Source organism: Dyadobacter sp. BE31, assembly GCF_031457695.1.
Classification (GTDB): Bacteria; Bacteroidota; Bacteroidia; order Cytophagales; family Spirosomataceae; genus Dyadobacter.
In genome coordinates, this window is sequence record NZ_JAVDXA010000009.1 from 1 (window position 1) to 19,474 (window position 19,474).

Consider the following 19,474-nt stretch of genomic DNA (forward strand, 5'->3'; position numbering starts at 1 on the left):
CTTCCCATCCCGAACAGAGAAGTTAAGCCCGGATCCGCCGATGATACTTGGTTCAAACCCGGTAAAGTAGGTAGCCGCCACAATTATTAAAACAACAAAAGCCTCGCAGTAATGTGAGGCTTTTTTGCGTTTGGGGCTTGGATGTCCGGATCCGCCGATGATACTTGGACTGGGCGTCCCCGACTAGGCGTCCCCGACTGGGTGTCCCCGACTAGGCGTCCCCGATCAAACCCGGTAAAGTAGGATCAGTCCGAAAACTTGGGGGGCGGTGAAAAAAGTAGTTGTTTTGCAATGAATCAACATTGAATGCATTGCAAGAGTCCTATTTAGCCCTAGTCCGCTTCCTGTTACCTGAGGGTATCCTCGATTACTTCGAACTTTCCAAAATCGTCGAAGGCCTCACTGGCCTGCACATCTATCTGGAAGAGAGAAACCTTCCTCCTTCCGAATACAAGGACCAAAAATTGGAATCCAAGGGCTTTTTGCCAGAGATTTATGTTCAGGACTTTCCGATTCGTAATCAGAAGGTTACACTCTGTATCAAACGTCGTCGGTGGGAAATCAAAGACACCAGCGAGCTAATCACCAGGGATTGGAATTTGGTACAGCAAGGAACGCGAATGACGAAGGAATTTGCGGATTTTTTAAAACCGGGCCGCCGGGCGGGGTTGTATTGATAATAATCCTGTAAGCTGCTCCCAATTAGGTAAATATTTTCATCTGGATGGCAAACAATTACAGCAACAATACAGAGATCATATCAGCGATTATAAGGATTGGGACCAGCGCGAGCACGCTGCCGAGTGGCTTTTATACCCAGGAAACACTGGCCCCTATTTAAGCATTGATGAGACCTCACTCTCGAATGGTGAACTGTATACAATTGTGACTAATAAGGCAGCCAGAGGGCGCAAAGGCTCATTGGTTGCTATGGTTAAAGGCACGCAAGCCAGCTCGGTCATCGAGGTTTTGAGAAAAATCCCAAAGCGCATCCGTGGCAAAGTACGGGAGGTAACCCTGGACATGGCCGTTTTCACGTTCAAAAATTGGCTTTTGATGCCGTCCAGGAAATCAGGATACAACACCGTTGGCAGGCCTTGGATCAAGAAAATCAGGCTATTGAAGCTATCACACAATCTGGCTTGGTTTATCAGCCAGAGATTCTTGCCAACGGCGATACGCTCAAACAGCTGCTTGTCAGGAGCAGGTACTTGCTTTTCAAGCACCATGATAAGTGCCGCAATGGAATTGGACCGCTTCGCAGGTTCAGCGTTCCAGACTACTTTTCGAGCGTTATCCGCTTATAGAACAGGCTTACAAGCTCGCAACAGGTTTAGGGACCGTTTTTCGGGTTTGCAAGTCCAAAGAGCAGGCATTTAAAAAATTGGTGCTGTGGTACAATGAGGTGGAAGATTGTGGTCTGGATTCCTTTAAAACCGTTGCCAGATCTATCCAGACACATTATCTAGACATCCTTAACCGCGGCGGCGGACCGCTTCTTCAACAACAGAAGCACTAATGCTTCCGCAGAATCCTTCAATGCTAAAATCAAGGCTTTTAGGTCTTCTTCCAGAGGTGTTAGGGACATTCCATTCTTTCTATTTAGGCTCACCAAACTCTATGCTTAACTCCCCAAAAATTCTGCTTGATCCGTAAAGTAGGCGGGGTCGCGTAGGCGGGGTGCCCAGCAACTATTAACAACAAAGCCCGGCCGTTGATGGACTTTGTCGCGTATTACAAAATACTATTAGTTGGGCCGCAGTTGCAATTGTTGCACAACTGCGACATGTCTTATCCCTAACAAGGTATTTTTTGAGCTTTTGAGTATAACCAAGGTCGGTTTTGATATACATTCTCACCCTGAACTGCTAAGAATAAGGCCGCCTCAATTTAGTTTGAGACGGCCTTATTCTTAGCGGGATTTGGGAGGACTGAACGCGCAAATGACTATTTCATAATAACAATTTTTTGCGCCATACCAGAGATCCTGATGATGTACAAGCCCGGCGCGATACCTACTGTTGTCAACGGCTTGCCGGGCTCACCGATTTGCCTGCTAATGACTTTCCCCTCCAGATTCTGGACACTGACTTCCCCTTTTTCTTTCAGATTTTTGAGATAGAAATGGTCCTTGGCCGGATTCGGGTATGCCAAAATATGCGCGTTCTGATTTTTAATTGAAATCACTTTTGAATAAGCAAAAGTCCCGTCGAAATCCAGCTGCTTGAGACGGTAGTAACTGGTAAAAAATGGATTTTTGTCCGCAAAACTATATTCCTTGGAAGCGTTGCTCTCTCCTTGACTCGGTAGAAAGCCTATGATCTCGAAATCGATTCCGTTCCAGCTTCGCTCAATATCAAATCCCTGACTGTTGCTTTCAAAAGTAGTTTTCCAGGTCAGGAGGTTTTGCTCTCCCTCATTACTTCCCGAAAATGAAACAAGGTTTACAGGAAGCGATGTAACCACTTCGTTGTCTGTAGTAAGGGTAAGGCCAGGAACAGCGTTGTTTGTAACTTCTGCATAATAAGTGCCGTCTTCGGTTACATTGTATGCTTTGTTACCCGCGATTGTAGCGATCAATGTGTTGTTACGGTACCATTTATAAGTATTGTTCGCAATAATGCCTCCGGCCTCGGCGGTTAGGACTTTTGTACCTACGTTATAGTTAATGCCAATCTTAGCTTGGTTTGAATATAGATCTATTAGGCTGATATTCAAATCTAAACCTTCGAAATTAAAGGAGTTGTTTGGTATACTTACATCGGCGGTGGCGGGTATTCCAGACAAGTTTGGAATGGGGCCTGTTAGTCCACCAAACGCCGGACTACCGCAGCAGTTGTTATTATAATAGCCTAATCCAAGGGTTTTTAAGCTGGTTAGGTTGTTAAACGAAGCCGGGATGGTACCAGTAAATTGATTCGCTCCGTTCAGGTTCAGGTGTTCCAGTTGAGTAAGGTTGCCCAGCTCGGATGGGATAGCGCCGGAAAACTGCTGATTACTAAGGTTCAGATATTTCAGATTGACTAGGTTGCCGAATGTAGCGGGAATTGGGCCATCGAGTGAGCCATGGTACATCATATCCCGAAGCATGCAGCTTAGATTCAGGTAAGTGAGTTTGGTGAGATTCCCGATGCTTGCGGGCAGTGGGCCGGGCAAGGGTAAGCCGCCATAAATGTCGTAATTAATACCGTTATCGCCGCTTAGATCGAGGTGTTCCAGGTTGGTAAGGTTACCGATTTCGGTGGGGATGGGTAAATAAGGTGGGTTATAAGCGGTGCGGGAGTCAGTCAGAACTGTCCAACCAAGTATCAGTGTTTTCAGTTGGTCGAGATTGCCGATGGCAGGGGGGATGCTGCCGTCAAGGCCGCTTTGCAAGAGGTTTAGCCCGGTTACACGCCCACCCTCACAAGTAACTCCATACCAACCGCAGGGGCTATCGCCAGGACTACCGGCGGGATCCCAACCCGCTTTTTGAAACCATGCTGAACCGTTGGTGGAATTGTAAAGTGCAATCAATGCCAAGCGATCCGATTCAAGTGAACCTTGTCCGAAACTTGTCAGAAATGATAAAAGTAGAAATGGTAAAATCAGGTTTTTCATAGCATATAGTGATACGTTGGAGGAAGATTTGAATGTGTATATTAATAGTAACAAAATTGCTAGTCTTCGATACTATTTGCAAATAAATATTTCATTATGTTCAGGTTAGGTACAATGTATATAAAACTGATTTTACTCCTAACTTTATAAAAATCCATTTATAATAATCCCGTTATCCATGTCTCAGCTCAGAAAAGAAGATATCAAGCAGGAGGTATTCGACCTTTACGACGACTACGCGCACGACCGTATCGACCGCCGTAATTTTGTGCAGAGTTTGTCTGCTTATGCAGTGGGCGGCGTGACAGTAGCCTCGTTGATGAGCTTTCTGATGCCTGATTATAAAGGGCAGATTCAAGTCCAAACGGAAGATCCGCGTTTGCAATCGGGCTATGTGAATTATGATTCACCCAAGGGTGGTAAGACGATCAAAGCGCTGTTGTCTCGGCCGGTGGATGCCAAGGTGAAGTTGGGAGGGATTGTGGTAGTACATGAAAACCGGGGATTGAACCCGCATATAGAAGATGTTGCGCGTAGAGCAGCGTTGGCGGGGTTTATTTCGATTGCACCGGATGCACTTTCGCCTTTGGGCGGGTACCCGGGTAATGACGATGCAGGGCGTGAATTGCAAAGCAAGCGTAATCGGAATGAAATGCAGGAAGATTTTATTGCTGCTTTTGAATACCTGAAAAACCATAAGGACTGCAATGGAAAGATCGGCGTAGTAGGATTTTGTTTTGGCGGTGCCATTGCAAACATGATGGCCGTACGAATTCCCGATCTGGCGGCTTCGGTCCCTTTTTATGGTGGACAACCGGCTACTGAGGATGTCCCGAAGATTAAAGCACCGTTATTGCTGCATTACGCAGGCTTAGATACCCGCGTGAACGAAGGCTGGCCTGCATATGAGAAGGCGTTGAAGGAAAACCACAAAGAGTACACGGCATTCATTTATCCTGAGGTAAACCACGGTTTTCATAACGACACCACTCCCCGTTTCGACAAAGCAGCAGCCGAATTGGCCTGGAAGCGCACAATCGACTTTTTTAAGGAGAAATTGGCCTAGCGCAGGCAGCGATTAAGTGAGCATTCCGGTCTGAGATGATAGAGGAAACTATTTATCATTAGCAAAAAGATGTCATGAGAGGCCATTTACGAACATTTGTAGCGCTTTGTTTTCTGATAGGTCTTAATAACGCATGTTCCTTACAGGATCACGTCGTTCCTAAGCAAATAAAGCTGAGTACGCCTGCATTTGAGTATACCGACGATTTCAAAATGCGGTTTAAAGTGCAGGTTGATTCGCTGGGTGACCTGCCGGTTACAGAATACGGTATTTTGCACCTGAGTTTCTTCCGGGCGGAAAACGATACGGACTACACGCCAAGGATTGAACATGGTGCGAGAATGCAATTTGATCAGCCGATTGCCTTGGGTATTAACAATTTTATCTACATGGGTAACGCTTTCCAAGGCAAGTACTTCTTTTTCTACCGTGCCTATGCATTGCTTTCGGACGGATCGGTCGCGTATGGAGACATTAAGAGCTTTACGTTCGAACGGTAGAATCTCTTAAAACCTGAAAAAGAGTAAATAGCCCCGTGAATGTTCACAGGGCTATTGCATTATGGTCTTTGTCTGTTGAGATAATCAGTGTGGTATTGGCGTAGTTTCTGATCGAGCTGGTAGCCTGTGCGATAGCGCTCGCCTATGCGGAATCCACGGGTGTAGCTGTATTCCCAGCGGAATTCATCGGTGGTCCGGAACCTGGCTTTCCTGCTCTGAGCGATCTTCCCGGGCGGGATCGGAACTGCAAAGTTGAAGCCTGCGGTTGTTCCGTTTTGGGTTTTCATTACGTACAATCCAATCTCAGCATTGGTAAACTGACGTATGAGGTCAAACCGGACTCCTTCGTCGCCCGCAAGGTATCGTCCTCCCGATAATTTCAATGTCAGGTCCGGTTTGGAGAACCGGTAAGCGGCATCGGCGATGAGTAACAGGTTATTCATTTTTTCGTAATAAATCCCGCTTCTGGTGTAATAATACAGTCCGGTGAGACCGCCTTCCAATCCGAACGACCACGGACCCGTTAGGTCGTGATGGCGATACTGGACATTTGCACCGTATTGATCATTGTAAAAATAACCCGCCGAGGCGCTGATGAAGTGCTTGCCGAATGCCAGGAACTGGTTCAGGAAAACGGGTGCGGGACGGATGATCTTCGGCCGGTTATCCATGTCGTTGGTAATTGGGAACAGCACGCCGGCATTCAGAGCCAATCCTTTCCAGAGGTAAAACTGGGTTTGGAGTAAAAGACTGGTATTGCTCTGCAAGGTTTTTTCCCGGTAGCCGAAATTGGCCGCAAACACCGGTTGAAGCCAGAAGTCAAGCTTGTACTTATTGAGCAAGAAGCCTGGACGAGGCATTTCATCATTGGTAAGGTGGCGATAGCTGATCCGCTTGCCCATCTTGTAAGCTCCTATTGGCACACCCTGGAACATAGGGATAAACTCCCTGCTGTTCGAATCGGGCAATGCTCGTTCCATTTCTACCATACCGATGTACGGACTGCGGTAAAGCCTCTGTTCATAGGTTATTTTTCCCGATGTGGAATCGATGGTCAGGTTTTCAAAATTGTTGAGTAATCTTTCTTTTTCAGAAATTGGTGTCGGTTTAACCGGCTTCGTACGAGCGGCTTCCTGATAGCTGCGTAACCTCTTCGAAAGCGGAAGCATATTCACAGCATAGGAAGTGCCGAAGGTGATCTGATCAAAATTCAATACGCCCGCCTGAATGGTCCAGCGTTTGAAAAGGGTAGTATACAGGCCTGCGTTGAAATGCTGGCTGTCCCATTCGGCCATGAATCCTGCTTTGTTGTCGAATCGCAAGTTGAAACCTCCAAACGGCCCGGAAAGGTAACGGTAAGAGAGATCCTTTTTCTTGATGATCTCGAGACTTTCAAAAATGTTATAGTTGCTTTTTTCCGATTCGTCTCGCTGAACGTAAATGGGACTGCCGAACCCGGCGGTGACGTCCGCATAAAACCGGTTGCCAAGGCGGAGCGTTTTACTCGCCACGAGCGCATTGGTGGATAAGGAGTTATCGATCCCGAACGGGGCAGAAACGATTACTGCAACGGCTGGGCGTCTAGCCGTTTCTTTCAACAGAACATATTTAATATCGAGCTGGCGATCTCCGATGCCTTTCTGCCCGCGTTTCACCTCGTGGTTGATACGAAGCAGGTTCACGTTGATTTCCAGCCTCGGCAGTAATGTCACGTTGGCAAAATATATTCCCTCCGAGTTCTTGCGGTTGAACCTGAACCCGTACCGGATCGGATTGAAATGATAGCCAAATTGGAATGACGCGTCGTCCGTCTGCCGGGCCGACGGGATGTAGATCAAACCTGGTTTACCCGAAATATTCGTTTGTGCGTGTACGTGAGTGCCCATATACAGAGCAAGCAGAAAGGGAAACAATACATTCCCCCTTCTGCCTCTAACAAATTGAATCATCCGCCGTATCGTTATTTGCCGCCGCCCTGGTTGTGGCAGTTTTCGATCATTTTATCTCTCAACTCGATCGCCTTCGCGAGCGCATCGTTGTAGTTAGCTTCTACGCGGGCAGTGTTTGAGTTTTTGGTCTCCTCTGCACGTGCTTTCGCTTTTTCTGCGATCTCGGTGCAGGTTGCAGTTTTCGCTGCTTCCAGTTGGTTCACTTTGTCCAGATAGTCGAGCAACTGGACATTGATAAGCGCTTTAAGGTATTCGTACTGGCCTGGGCGCAGGAATGGTTTTACTTTTTCCAATGCTGCCAATGCGTCATTTGCAACCTTAATGCCAGCCTGACGAAGCGCCTCGAAATATGCAGCGTTGTTTTCACCTGTACATTTTTCAAGGTTTTTCTGGATGCGTTCCAGGTCCTTGTTGTAGTTGTCATTGATCTTTCCCAGATCTTTTGCTTTGCTGTCGTCCAGGCGCTCCTTGGTTTTTTCGAACTTTTCGTTCGCACGGGCGATACAGTCGTCGGTGTTACCTGCCTCGATAGCCGGGCTGGTCGTAGAGCCTGCGGTTACAGAACCGGTTCTTTTGCCGTCGAGAAGGCCTTCTACCTTGGCCGCAGTAAGCAACGAAAGATAGCTTTGGAGTTTCGCGTCGGTAGATGCCTTACTAAGGATCACACGCACTTGCTCAGAATTTAGCACCGATTTGGTAGCCTGTGCAGGCGAAACTTCGTTGAGAGCCTTGATATCAGCCTGTGAAAGTGAAGCAGACACTTCCTCGGCCGCTTTTGAAACGCTCGCAGGAATATTGCTCGCAGTAACTGTGCTGAGCGATTTGTTTAGTTCCTGCGTTTTAGTTGAAGCTTCCACTTTTCCGGGCACAAGTTTGATGTCCGGTGTTTCTTCAAGTGTGGTAGGAGCCATTTCCAGCTTGTCCAGCTGGCTGGAAAGCTCCGTGTTGGCTGGTTCGAGTGAATCCGCTTCTTTGTCCTTACATTCATAAAGGAAGAATGTGAGGAACGTCAGAAGGGTAAGTAATCTCAGAGTACGTGTTTTCATACGAGTTAGATTTAGTGAAAAAGGATATTCGGCGGATTATTAAATTGGTTCTATAAGTGCAATATCTCCCTGCGCCAGTGAGCCTGCTAAGGCCTGACCAAACGTCGGCTGATTACCGGGCGTAAACAGTCTGGTATCCCCAATCGCGCAACGATGCCAGGCATTGCCTCCGAAAAGCAAGCTGCATAAGCGAACGGATACTCCTATATGTCTCCTGTCAGATCATCTGATAACCCATTTGGTTATGAAGTTTGATCATGACCGCACGCGCCTTTCCCGCATTCCAAAAGGAATTTTCGCAATTATCAGTAAGAGGAAGTTGGTGGGACCTTCCCGAAACGGAAGTCCGTGAGATAGTATACTTAAAATGTAGGGTAGGATTGCCAAATTGCCCCGAACAGGGCCACTCTGAACAGAGCGGTATATTGCCTAGTGGCGAAAGCCGTTGGTAAGGATTTTCCATCATGTCTTTTAACGTTGAGTGAGTTACTATCCAGACAGAGCTTCCATTCAAATTGGAATTCCACTAGCAATATGTAGACGTTATTTTACTTACGGTTTCTGCTGTGTAAAATAAAATCTACAACAAGTTTAAAGGATAAGATTTCAATTTCAAAATAAAAATATCTCTACAACTTTATAATAGCTTGAAAATGAGATCGATAAATTTTGGCAAAAGTAAATATTCAAAATTGTTCTTTTAAAAGTAACATGCCGGGAAGCGAAGAAAGTGTCGTTTTTTCTGGAATAGTCTGGCTGCGCCGCCCCAATTTTCGGTGACGTAGGGTTGGTCATTTACATTCATTGGCAATAGTGGTCTGAGGCAGTATTATAGTTGGCTAATTGCGATTTTTTCAAAACAGGTGACTATATTATTGTAGATGGATGCTTTTTTAAGCGTTTCCAACTATCCTGAACCTTTTATGAAACTCATCCAATCAGTCCGTTCTCGGACAGCATGCATGCGGTTTCCCGCCGCGTGGCTGCTCATTCCCCTTTTTTGCACGACTTCTTATTGTCAATCCATTGATCTGCTGATCAAAGGTGGTCACGTGATCGACCCTAAAAACCGCATTGACGGTGTAATGGACGTCGCTATTACCGGCGGGAAGATTGTACAGGTGGCAGCCGCCATTCCGCCTTCTGATGCCAAAAAGGTGGTAGAGGCCAGGGGAATGTACGTCTCGCCTGGTTTTATCGACATGCACGTGCACGTTTTCAACGGGACAACGCCGGAGGCCTACATTGCTAACGCTGCTACCAGCATTGCGCCCGACGGTTTCACTTTTCGCACGGGCGTCACCACGGTTGTAGACGCTGGATCGTCGGGCTGGCGAAATTTCAAACTATTCAAGGCGCAAACCATCGACCGCGCACAGACCCGCGTGCTGGCTTTTTTGAACATCGTTGGCACCGGTATGGCGAGCCGCTATGAAGAGCAGGACCTGAGCGACATGAACCCGCAAATGGTAGCCAACATGATTAAAAGGCTGTATCCCGATATCATTGTAGGCATCAAATCGGCACATTACTGGGGCGATTACAGCCAGGTGCAACGGGCAGTGGAGGCAGGAAAACTGGCCGAAGTGCCGGTAATGGTCGACTTTGGCGAGCATCGGCCGCCGCTATCGATCGAAAAGCTCTTTCGGGAGTACCTGAGGCCCGGAGATATTTTCACGCATACGTATGCGCACGGGCCCAACGACCGCGAAACGGTAGTGGATGACCAGGGCAAAGTGAAGCCTTTCGTACTTGAAATGCAGAAGAAAGGCCTGGTCTTCGATGTAGGTCATGGCGGAGGTGCATTCGCATGGCGACAGGCGATCCCCTCTATCAAGCAGGGTTTTCTCGCTAATGTGATCAGTACCGACCTGCATACCGACAGCATGAACGGTGGCATGAAAGGTCTCGACAATGTCATTTCAAAATTCCTGAATATGGGCGTGCCATTGTCCGAAGCCGTCTTGCGCGTTACCTGGAACCCGGCACAAGTGATCAAACGTCCCGAACTGGGTAGTTTAAGCGTGGGCTCGGAAGCCGACATTACGGTTTTCAGCGTCCGTACAGGAGACTTCGGATTTATCGACGCCCGCAGATTGAAAATGAAGGGAGATAAGAAGCTGGAAGCCGAGCTGACACTCCGTGCGGGCAAGGTTGTGTGGGATTTGAATGGCATTGCGGCGGCATCTTGGGAATCTGAAATTCAAGGCAAGTAAGCGGTATGAAAATGATACGCTCCAAAGTCCACGCTATGGGCCGGATTAGTATCTGGCTTGTGTTGTTATTAGCGCAAAGTGCTTTTGCACAGACGTATGAGCTCGTGATCAAAGGTGCGCAAGTAATCGACCCCGCCAATTCGAGACATGGGAAAATGGATGTGGCTGTCAATCAGGGGAAAATTGTGAAAGTAGCCCCGGCTATCAGCGAAGCCGCCGCGCAGGTGATCGATGCGGCGGGGCTCTACCTCAGTCCGGGTTTCATCGACCCGCATACGCACGTATTTGTGGGCACGGAGGCAGGGCAATTTGCAAACGGTGTCAACAGCGTTTCACCCGATGACTTCACGTTCCGCGCCGGGGTTACCACGGTAGTGGATGCCGGCACATCGGGCTGGCGCAGTTTTCCCACCTTCAAAAAACAGGTAATTGATCAGTCCAAAACGCGTATTCTCGCATTTCTGAATATTTCAGGCGGCGGAATGACGGGTGCAGCGCATGAGCAGGACTTGTCGGATATGAATGCCGACTCGGCCGTCGCGCTCATGCGGCAATATCCCGACATCATTGCCGGCGTGAAGATCGGGCACTACAACGGTAAAGAATGGACGCCGTTTGATAATGCGATGTATGCAGCCAGACAGGCTGGCAAGCCGCTTTTTGTAGAATGCCATTTGCCCGAATATACATTGGAAGATCAGCTGGCCAGGATGAGGCCGGGCGATATTATTACCCATACTTTCGAGCATATTAAGGAGCGGATGCCGGTTGTCGGGGAAGACGGACAGGTGCACCCTTTCGTTCTCGAGGCCCGGAAAAGGGGCATATTGTTTGACCTCGGCCATGGAGGTGCCGGTTTCTGGTTCGACCAGGCGGTACCAGCAATAAAACAGGGCTTTTACCCCAATTCCTTTGGTACCGATTTGCACCGTTTCAGCATGAACTCGGCTATGAAGGATATGGCCAATGTGATGTCGAAGTTTATGGCAATGGGCCTCTCCATTGAGCAGGTGGTGGAAATAGCGACCTGGAACGCCGCAAAAGCCATTCTGCATCCTGAGCTGGGTAGCCTTAACCAAGGGAATCCTGCCGATATCGTTTTGTTCCGTTTGCGGGAAGGCGATTTTGGATTTATGGATTCCGCTGGTACCAGCATCCGGGGCAATCGCAAATTGGAAGTCGAGCTCACCATCCGCCAGGGGAAGGTCGTTTGGGACCTGAATGGCCTGGCTGCGAAGAAAAAAGGATTTTAACCGAACGCATCATGTTTTTCCATCATATCAAATTTAAAAGACCGGGTACGTACCTCAGTCTTATACTCATTACGCTCGCGCTGGCGGGCGCTACCCATTTGCGGCAGGATAAACTGCCTCCCGGCGATCCCGACAATGGAGGGCTTAGCACGCCCGATGGTTTCGAAACGCTCGTAGTAGCCGACAGCACCGGCCTGGCGCGGCACATTGTAGTGAACACAAATGGCGATATTTATATCAAACTCCGTTACTTCGGCAAAGGCCAGGGGGGCGGTACGGTGGCGCTGAGGGATACCACCGGCGACGGCAAGGCCGACATTATCCGGAATTTTGGTAAATACCAGGATCACAGCAGCCTGGCCAATGGGATCACCATTCGGAATGGTTACCTCTATTACAGTTCCTCTCTCGCAGTTTATCGTAGCAAACTTATTCCCGGGCAACTCCTGCCCGACGAAAAAACCGAACTGATCCTCCAAGATGACCACGAACATGGCGCGCATTGGCATATAACCAAACCTATGGCTTTTGACGATGCGGGTAATATGTATGTGCCCTTCGGAGCACCTTCGGATGCCTGCCAGGATATGGTGAACTCGCCCGGCGGAAAACCCGGTAGCCCCGGCATAAACCCGTGTCCTGATCTTGAAAAACACGGTGGAATATGGAAGTTCAGCGCCGACAAGCTCAACCAGACCCAGGCCGATGGTTCGTTGTATGCTACCGGATTGCGAAGTATTGTAGGCATGCGCTGGAACCCCGCGGATAAAAGCCTATACGCGGTAGTCCATGGCCGCGACAACCTGCACCGCCTTTTCCCGGAGCTTTTCACTGCGTGGCAGAGTGCGGTGCTTCCTTCCGAAGAATTTGTGAAAGTGACCCAGGGGACGAACGTGGGCTGGCCTTACTATTATTACGACCAGATGAAAGGCAAGAAAATGCTCAACCCGGAATATGGCGGTGACGGCAAAAAGGAAGGGGAAGGAGCTAAATACCAAAAGCCGCTCATCGGTTTCCCGGGGCACTGGGCGCCTAATGACGTACTTTTTTACCAGGGAAACCAGTTCCCCGATCGTTATAAAAACGGGGCATTCATTGCTTTCCACGGCTCCACCAACCGGGCGCCTTATCCACAGGCGGGGTATTTCGTGTGTTTTGTGCCGTTCCATAACGGCAAACCTTCCGGCGAATGGGAAGTGTTTGCTGATGGCTTCGCGGGAGTAGACCCGATCATCAATGTAAGCGACGCGAAATTCAGGCCGATGGGGCTCGCTGAGGGACCGGATGGTTCATTATACATCACGGATTCGCGCAAGGGTAAGGTCTGGCGTATTATGTTCAAAGGAAATAAAAAGGGTTTCGGTGCAAACCAGCTTGCCTCGATGGCGAAGCATAAGGAGCTCGCACACATCCGCACACCCGACGAAGTGGCCGATAACCTCGACATTAAAACCAAGGAGCTCGGCCAGCGCATTTACAACACCTATTGTACACCGTGTCATCAGCGTAACGGGCTTGGCGATGGCAGCCGGTTTCCGCCGCTCGCAGGATCGGAATGGGTAACGGGCAGTAAAAAACGATTGATAGAAGTGGTTGCCAAAGGGCTGGAAGGGCCTATTCAGGTGGCGGGAAAGCCTTACAATGATCTGATGCCGAAGCACGACTTCCTCAAACCGGAGGAAATGGCCCAGGTGCTTACCTACATTCGCAAGAATTTCGGGAATGACGCCGATGCCATTTCGGTAAGCGATGTGCAGCGGGTACTGGGTAACTAACCAAAGGAAAACGCCCGCCTGAATACTCCGGCAGGCGTTTTACAAAAAATGGAATTCAATGGATTACGGCATCAGCACCTTTTTGGTGATAGCACCGGCATTGCTGCGTTGCAGCGACAGGATGTAAAGCCCTGAAGAAATATTACCCTTAGGTTTCAACGTAAACTCGTTGCCGGTTTTACTTAGGGAGAACCGTATGGCTTTGCCCGACAAATCAAAAAGGCTCACATTCGCGGCATTTTCGTTTTTAAGCAAGAATTTGATTTCCCGCCCTGATGCCGGATTACCCAGAAGTTCGAATGCTACGCTGCTGGCACCGTTATCGATGGAAATCATCCGCGAGAACTCAAACTTGCCGTCCGCATCGACCATTTTGAGGCGGTAGTAGTTAGTTCCGTTCAAGGGTTTGCTGTCCAGGAATTTGTATTGTTGGGTTGCGGAGGAATTACCCTTGGCCTCAACGCGGCCCAATTGGACAAACTCTTTTGCATCTGCGCTTCTCTCCACATTGAAATGGCTGCTTCCGCTTTCCTCGGTGGTGGTCCATGAAAGGCTGACGGCATTATCCAAAAGTGTTCCGTTGAAACGCGCCAATGTAACGGGCAGTGTAATGGTGCAACCATTTTGCAGCTCGGCTATAATTGCATTGGGTAAGCTCGGGCCGGTCAGTACCACCCATATCGTGCGCTTATCTTCCAGGAACGCATATGGATAGGCTTCGTCTTTACTTTGGATGGGTTGTGATGACGAGAGGTTAGTCGGGCCGCTTGTATAGAAAGGCAGATCGCCTGCACCGAAGGTAGTCAATCCGTTTGTCAACACTCCGTCGTCCAGATACAGGGTATATGAAACCTGGAATGCGGTGGGGTTTGTGGAAATGATATTCAAGTCGTATGTACGAGGGCCTTCGGGTTCGTTACAATTGATTTTACCGGTAATAACGGGGTCATTGATTTGCAAATTGAAGCCTTCTGAATAGCAGTGCACAGGCGGATTTGCGCTGGATGCCTGGCTCGACCACACGTCTCCTTTCAGAATCGGAAGATCCTCGCATGCGCCTGGGACCGGGAACTGGATATTGTCGATTGTAATACGGGATTTTCCTCCTCCCAGGTCTTCTTCCAGGATAGTCAGCCCTGTAAACAAAGGTATAACAGTGCCGTCGGCGCTATAAGTTGACAATAATGATACCGCACCGTCGGTATCGATAGCCAGCGTGGCCAGTACATCACCGAGGTCGGCTGCTTTCGGTGCTTTTTTGTAATCGATATCAGGGTAATCGGCAGGTTTCCACAAGTGTACATAGGTAAATTTGTTACCATTGTTTTTATCGATCGTGAACGAAAGGTTGACGTTCACATTGCAATTGTCGCCACTGGGGGAAACACTGTTTAATTCAATTGCTGGTTCAACCAACGCGCACTGCGCGAGGGACTTAGAAGGGACGTGAATTGCCACGAGGACAATACATGCCCATAGGTAAAGAGTTTTCATGATAGAGGACGTTTAGTGACTAAATAATCATACATCAATATACTTCCAATATCTTGAAATAGTTACAATATAGTGAATTTGGTAAAGTATTTTTTACTAAACTATTTGATAGTATAGTTGATTGTAAAAATAGTACTTATTGTGGTAAATTTAGTTGTTTATCGAGCTCGAATAAATGTATTTAAATGTGTACATGTATTTTTATATATTTGATTAACAGTTATTTACAGGTTGATAGAACTATTTTATAGGCATCCTTGATATTAATAAGACTATTTATAAATATGTATTCCGGTAGGTACTGAGGACTGCCGTGGCTGAGTGATTATATTATAAAAGTACAATTTTGTTAAGAGTGTGCATCTTAATAGAATCCTACTTTCTGCGCACCGTTTTCATCGCCAGAGCAGTGAAGTAGTACTATACGTCACCCTTTTGGGAGCATTACAGGATTCGTTCTTGCCGTTCCTCATTCTTGATCCAGGTCTCGCTTAGAGTGCCCAGTATTTTGCCGGTGCCATATCTGTTTCTGCCATTTGCTCATTCTTTTTGCGATCCCTTCTTTCATCGTTGCTTTTTAGCGATGAGTTCGGATACCCGATTCTTCTCCTTTACTCTAAAACAACACGCGATGAAAGTACTTTCAATTTGCACGATCCTCACAATCCAGGCCATGCTCGCCTTAGCGCAAGCTCCTAAACAGTTCAGTTTTCAAGGAGTGGCGAGAAAGGCGGACGGAAAGGTTGCTTCGAATGCGATGGTAGGTATTCGTCTCACGATTCATTCGGAAGCTATCAGTGGTACAACAGTTTATCAGGAAACGCATTCAACGCAGACCAACCCAAGCGGTATTTTCAATATCCAGATTGGCGGAGGAAATGTTGTTAGCGGGACATTTGCGGCGATACCATGGAAAACGTTTTCGCATTTCCTTCAACTGGAAATGGACCCGCTCGGGGGCTCGTCGTATACTGACCTGGGTACTACGCAGATGCTCAGCGTACCCTATGCCATACAAGCAAAGGAGTCGACGAAATGGAATGATGGTTATCCGGTGGTGCAAAAGTTTGAATTCGGGCCTGATTTTGATCCGAATGATCCGAATGCGGGAAACGATCCTGATGCCTCAAAATATCTTCTACCGGCAATTGGGGACGGAAACAGATTGATTTGGTATCCGCTTAAGGGAGCTTTCAGAGCCGGAGGATCGGAAAACGGTAAATGGGAAGAGTCTAAATTGGGAGCACATTCGGCGGCTTTTGGGAGTGATAATTCAGCACTTGGCTTGGCCAGTATGGCGTGCGGAGTTGGCTCCTCGGCTCTGGGTGACTTCTCTGCGGTGTTCGGTCATAACGCACTCGCGACAGGTTATGCCGCTGTGTCCACGGGTATTGGAACACAGTCTAATTACAAAGGAAGCTTTGTTACCGGTTTATATAATGCACCTCATGGTTCAGGTGAAAGCGCGACAGCTGCGCCGGACGACGCCATTTTTCAGGTGGGAAACGGAACCGGGGAGAATGATAGATCAAGTGCGATTTCAGTTTTGCGAAACGGGAATGCAGGGATAAGATTGGGTATCGGATTTCCTGAGTATCCGCTGGACGTTGGCGGTCGCGTTCGAATCAGGCACAATGGCTCCACATCCGGCATACATTTCAATAACTCCCAAAATGTCGTCGACGGCTTCATGGGTATGAAAACAGACACCCAAATCGGGTTATGGATCAATAATGCATGGCGATTCTGGATCGACGCGGCAGGAGATGGCTACTTGCACGGGAATGTAATTCAATCCTCCGACCGCCGTCTCAAACGCGACTTCGCGCCACTTGCATCCAGTCTCGAAAAGTTCACGCACCTGCAAGGCTATCATTATTACTGGAAAGACAAAGACCGCGATCAATCACTTCAAACGGGCCTGATTGCCCAGGATGTGGAGACGCTGTTTCCGGAGCTGGTAAAAACGGATGAGAAGGGTTTCAAATCATTGAATTATACGGGTTTGATTCCGCATTTGATAGAGTCGGTAAAGGAGCTGGCGAAGCAAAATGCGAAGTTGGAAGCGGAGAATGCAGCTTTCCGGGCGGATAACCGGGCAATCAATCAGAAGCTGGCAGCCATAGCGGCCCGCCTTGATCAGCTACCATCACCACGCGTTGAAACAACGGCAAAATAGAGGTTTAAGTGAGAAAAGTGATAGCTGCATTCAACTTGGATGCAGCTATTTTGTTGATAAGGATCTGAAAACGACGGAAATTGTTTCTTCGGCCAGCTCTACCGACATCCGTGACTGGTCCTTGAAATTAAACACGTGTCCGTCCCTGCGTACTTCGTCGGTGAGCGAGAAATCGACGGTCCGGATCAGCCAACCTTCTTCCTGCGGAGTTTTGGCGGCGATAATGCCCTCTTCGGGCATACCCTTATCCGGCGTGGTATAGAATGCTGCGTAGCCGTAATTGAGGTCTACGGCGGGCGACCATAATGCTTCTCCCACGGTTTGGGACACTACCGTAAATGCCTGGTTTTCGAGTGCGCGGGCGCGGGCACCTACGTGTACGCGCGTAGCACCGCGGATGGTTTCCGTACAACTTGGTGCGAGGATCAGGTTGGCGCCGGCTTCGCAGAGTTTTTGTGCGCCAATCGGGAATTCGATGTCGTAACAGATCTGAATGCCGAATTTGCCCCATGATGCTTCAAAAACGGTAAGCTGTTTCGGAGCGCTGTCGATGCCCCATTGCTCGTTTTCGAAACGCGTCATGAAAAATTTGTCCTGGTAACCTGCCAAACCACTGGGAGAGAATACGAAAGCCCGGTTAAGTTTCTTATCCCCTTCGATTACCGGAATGCTCGGAGCGACGATGACAACGCGGTATTTACGGGCCAAAGCCTCGAAAGTCGCGCAGAAATCGGTTCTCAGCGCATTCAAATCGTGTATCTGGCGTCGGATATCGTTGCGTACCTCATCGCCGAAGATGCTCACCAGCTCCATTGCCCCGTATTCCGGAAAAAGCAATAGCTCCGCTCCCCGAATGGCGGCGTCGGATACCCATTTTTCGGTGTGCTGCTGCCATGCGGCGAAATCCGGGTGTTCTGTAATGGGATATTGCGCCGAAGCGATGGTTACTTGCTGCATTGGGTTTAACGGTTGAGCGGTTTGGTCCAGAAAATCATGGTTTTAGGAGTTGAGGTGGTTTCTCCCAAATCGGGCCATTCCATGGTACTTTGTAATGCGGGTTCCTCGTGATAACCGCGTTTGAGCCAGAATGCATCGTTTGGACGATAGTCCGACGGTTTTAGCGGATGGTTATGGCCCCGGTCGACGGAGCAGAAACAGCAGACTTCGAAAATGCCCAGATTGCGGGCATGTGCCTCACGCTCGTCGAAAAACCGGTGCCCAAGTCCACGACCGCGGTAGGCGGATAAGAGAATGCTCTCGCCAAAATAGCAAATAGCACGCACGTCAAACCCCGCGTCCTCGAAAGGTTTACGAACTTCGGCTGTTTCGTCTTGCAGGGGGATGCAGGTCGTAGCTCCCACCATTTCAACGCCGTCATAAACAGCAAAAAGGAAGGAATACTCCGATTGCAGGTATGTTTGCAGATAACCCAATTCATATTCCACACTGCCTTCGTACAAATAGGGGTAGTCCCTGAAAACAGCAATGCGGAGCTTGGCCAGGTCATCGAAAACGTCCGCGATACCTGCTCCGGTTTTCCGAACGAAAGTCAGTTCGTTGGTCATGGTTTAGAAACAAGTTCGATCCAGAGCGGCAGGTTGTAGTAGGTGGTTACACGGCTGATCTTGCCATCGGTCACTTCAAGGAATGCGCCGGCCGGTAATACGTATGATTGTCCGTGCGCTTCGGGAAGGCCTTCTTCTGCCTGCTTGTAAATACCGTTCACGATGAACTCCACGGCCACACGCTTGTTCTGTGGCTCGCTGAAAAACACCATGTTGGTCAGCGTTTCTTCGTAGGCCTCGTCCATTTTTTGGAGAAATGCAGTGAATTTTTCCAGTCCGATGCGCACGTCGCCCTGGTTGGCTTCATGTCTTACTTCGGGATGGAGCAATGCGAGCATGCCTTTCCAGTTTTTCGCATTGAAGGCTTCATAATATTGTTGTACGATTTCGAGTGCAGTCATTTGTCTGATATTTGTTCAAAAAATTGTTCAAGGTAAAGGGCCCAAAGACACCTGTCCGTTAGCGTCTTTGCGGTACACGGCAATACACCCGGGCGCGAATTTCGGATCGAAATGCGGTTCAGCGGCCGCCAGACTGTTCGGGAACGGCTTTGCCGCGTTGAAAAAATAAACCGTCGTGGTGCCGTATTTGGTGTAAGGCATGAGGTCGCCGTATTGACGCATATCCTTCGAAAGCGTGTCCTGCACACTCACGGCATATACGCGCACGATCGGGCCGGTGTTATTCTCGTTCCGGTACATAGCCACTTCCCGAAACCCGCCTTGCAGATCGTTGACGGTGGGCTGCGAAGCGGAGTCGTAAACAATGTAGCCAATGACAATGGCCAGTGCGAGCAGCAGGAGGTTCTTTTTATTCTTAAAAAACTTCATA

15 protein-coding genes and 1 pseudogene are annotated in these 19,474 nt (G+C 48.7%); 8 read left to right on the forward strand and 8 right to left on the reverse strand.

Annotated features, from left to right (window positions below; genetic code table 11):
* Positions 1 to 311: 311 nt before the first annotated feature.
* Both J2Y43_RS31905 and J2Y43_RS31910 read left to right on the forward strand, forming a co-directional pair.
* Positions 312 to 677: a transposase gene (locus J2Y43_RS31905; protein ID WP_409014525.1), complete on the forward strand. Its 366-nt coding sequence runs from the start codon at positions 312 to 314 to the stop codon at positions 675 to 677.
* A gap of 43 nt (positions 678 to 720) precedes the next feature.
* Positions 721 to 1,628 (forward strand): annotated as a pseudogene (locus J2Y43_RS31910) (transposase).
* A gap of 319 nt (positions 1,629 to 1,947) precedes the next feature.
* Here J2Y43_RS31910 and J2Y43_RS31915 read toward each other — a convergent pair.
* Positions 1,948 to 3,600, reverse strand: a complete 1,653-nt coding sequence (locus J2Y43_RS31915; RefSeq protein WP_309993235.1) for a T9SS type A sorting domain-containing protein — start codon at positions 3,598 to 3,600, stop codon at positions 1,948 to 1,950.
* A 178-nt stretch (positions 3,601 to 3,778) separates the two neighbouring features.
* On the opposite strand from J2Y43_RS31915, the gene J2Y43_RS31920 reads away from it, so the two are divergent.
* Together J2Y43_RS31920 and J2Y43_RS31925 are read left to right on the forward strand one after the other, a co-directional pair.
* Positions 3,779 to 4,666: a dienelactone hydrolase family protein gene (locus J2Y43_RS31920; RefSeq protein ID WP_309993233.1), complete on the forward strand. Its 888-nt coding sequence runs from the start codon at positions 3,779 to 3,781 to the stop codon at positions 4,664 to 4,666.
* A 74-nt stretch (positions 4,667 to 4,740) separates the two neighbouring features.
* Positions 4,741 to 5,166, forward strand: coding sequence for a hypothetical protein (locus tag J2Y43_RS31925; protein ID WP_309993231.1), 426 nt, complete (start codon positions 4,741 to 4,743; stop codon positions 5,164 to 5,166).
* A gap of 59 nt (positions 5,167 to 5,225) precedes the next feature.
* On the opposite strand, the gene J2Y43_RS31930 is transcribed toward J2Y43_RS31925, so the two are convergent.
* Positions 5,226 to 7,115 (reverse strand): YjbH domain-containing protein, encoded by a 1,890-nt coding sequence (locus J2Y43_RS31930; RefSeq protein WP_309993228.1) that lies wholly within the window; start codon positions 7,113 to 7,115, stop codon positions 5,226 to 5,228.
* A gap of 11 nt (positions 7,116 to 7,126) precedes the next feature.
* Complete coding sequence (locus J2Y43_RS31935; protein WP_309993226.1) at positions 7,127 to 8,161, reverse strand: hypothetical protein; 1,035 nt, start codon at positions 8,159 to 8,161, stop codon at positions 7,127 to 7,129.
* Positions 8,162 to 9,084: 923 nt separating this feature from the next.
* Between J2Y43_RS31935 and J2Y43_RS31940 the strand changes: the two genes are divergently transcribed.
* The 3 genes from J2Y43_RS31940 to J2Y43_RS31950 are packed head-to-tail and all read left to right on the forward strand — an operon-like array spanning position 9,085 to position 13,405.
* Positions 9,085 to 10,377, forward strand: coding sequence for an amidohydrolase/deacetylase family metallohydrolase (locus J2Y43_RS31940; RefSeq protein WP_309993223.1), 1,293 nt, complete (start codon positions 9,085 to 9,087; stop codon positions 10,375 to 10,377).
* An 11-nt stretch (positions 10,378 to 10,388) separates the two neighbouring features.
* Positions 10,389 to 11,630: an amidohydrolase/deacetylase family metallohydrolase gene (locus J2Y43_RS31945; protein ID WP_309993220.1), complete on the forward strand. Its 1,242-nt coding sequence runs from the start codon at positions 10,389 to 10,391 to the stop codon at positions 11,628 to 11,630.
* Between the two features lie 11 nt (positions 11,631 to 11,641).
* Complete coding sequence (locus J2Y43_RS31950) at positions 11,642 to 13,405, forward strand: c-type cytochrome (RefSeq protein ID WP_309993217.1); 1,764 nt, start codon at positions 11,642 to 11,644, stop codon at positions 13,403 to 13,405.
* Positions 13,406 to 13,468: 63 nt separating this feature from the next.
* On the opposite strand, the gene J2Y43_RS31955 is transcribed toward J2Y43_RS31950, so the two are convergent.
* Positions 13,469 to 14,899 carry a T9SS type A sorting domain-containing protein gene (locus tag J2Y43_RS31955; protein ID WP_309993214.1) on the reverse strand — a complete coding sequence of 477 codons (1,431 nt, stop codon included), beginning with the start codon at positions 14,897 to 14,899 and terminating at the stop codon, positions 13,469 to 13,471.
* 631 nt (positions 14,900 to 15,530) lie between these two features.
* On the opposite strand from J2Y43_RS31955, the gene J2Y43_RS31960 reads away from it, so the two are divergent.
* Complete coding sequence (locus J2Y43_RS31960; protein ID WP_309993212.1) at positions 15,531 to 17,078, forward strand: tail fiber domain-containing protein; 1,548 nt, start codon at positions 15,531 to 15,533, stop codon at positions 17,076 to 17,078.
* A gap of 45 nt (positions 17,079 to 17,123) precedes the next feature.
* Here J2Y43_RS31960 and J2Y43_RS31965 read toward each other — a convergent pair whose 3' ends face one another.
* The 4 genes from J2Y43_RS31965 to J2Y43_RS31980 are packed head-to-tail and all read right to left on the reverse strand — an operon-like array spanning position 17,124 to position 19,473.
* Entirely contained in the window at positions 17,124 to 18,035 is a 912-nt protein-coding gene (locus J2Y43_RS31965; protein WP_309993209.1) for a carbon-nitrogen hydrolase family protein, read from the reverse strand.
* Between the two features lie 5 nt (positions 18,036 to 18,040).
* Positions 18,041 to 18,643, reverse strand: a complete 603-nt coding sequence (locus J2Y43_RS31970; RefSeq protein ID WP_309993206.1) for a GNAT family N-acetyltransferase — start codon at positions 18,641 to 18,643, stop codon at positions 18,041 to 18,043.
* Complete coding sequence (locus J2Y43_RS31975; RefSeq protein ID WP_309993204.1) at positions 18,640 to 19,044, reverse strand: ketosteroid isomerase-related protein; 405 nt, start codon at positions 19,042 to 19,044, stop codon at positions 18,640 to 18,642. The genes J2Y43_RS31970 and J2Y43_RS31975 overlap by 4 nt, the downstream gene beginning before the upstream one ends.
* A gap of 27 nt (positions 19,045 to 19,071) precedes the next feature.
* Positions 19,072 to 19,473, reverse strand: a complete 402-nt coding sequence (locus J2Y43_RS31980; protein WP_309993201.1) for a hypothetical protein — start codon at positions 19,471 to 19,473, stop codon at positions 19,072 to 19,074.
* Between the last annotated feature and the right edge of the window lies 1 nt (position 19,474).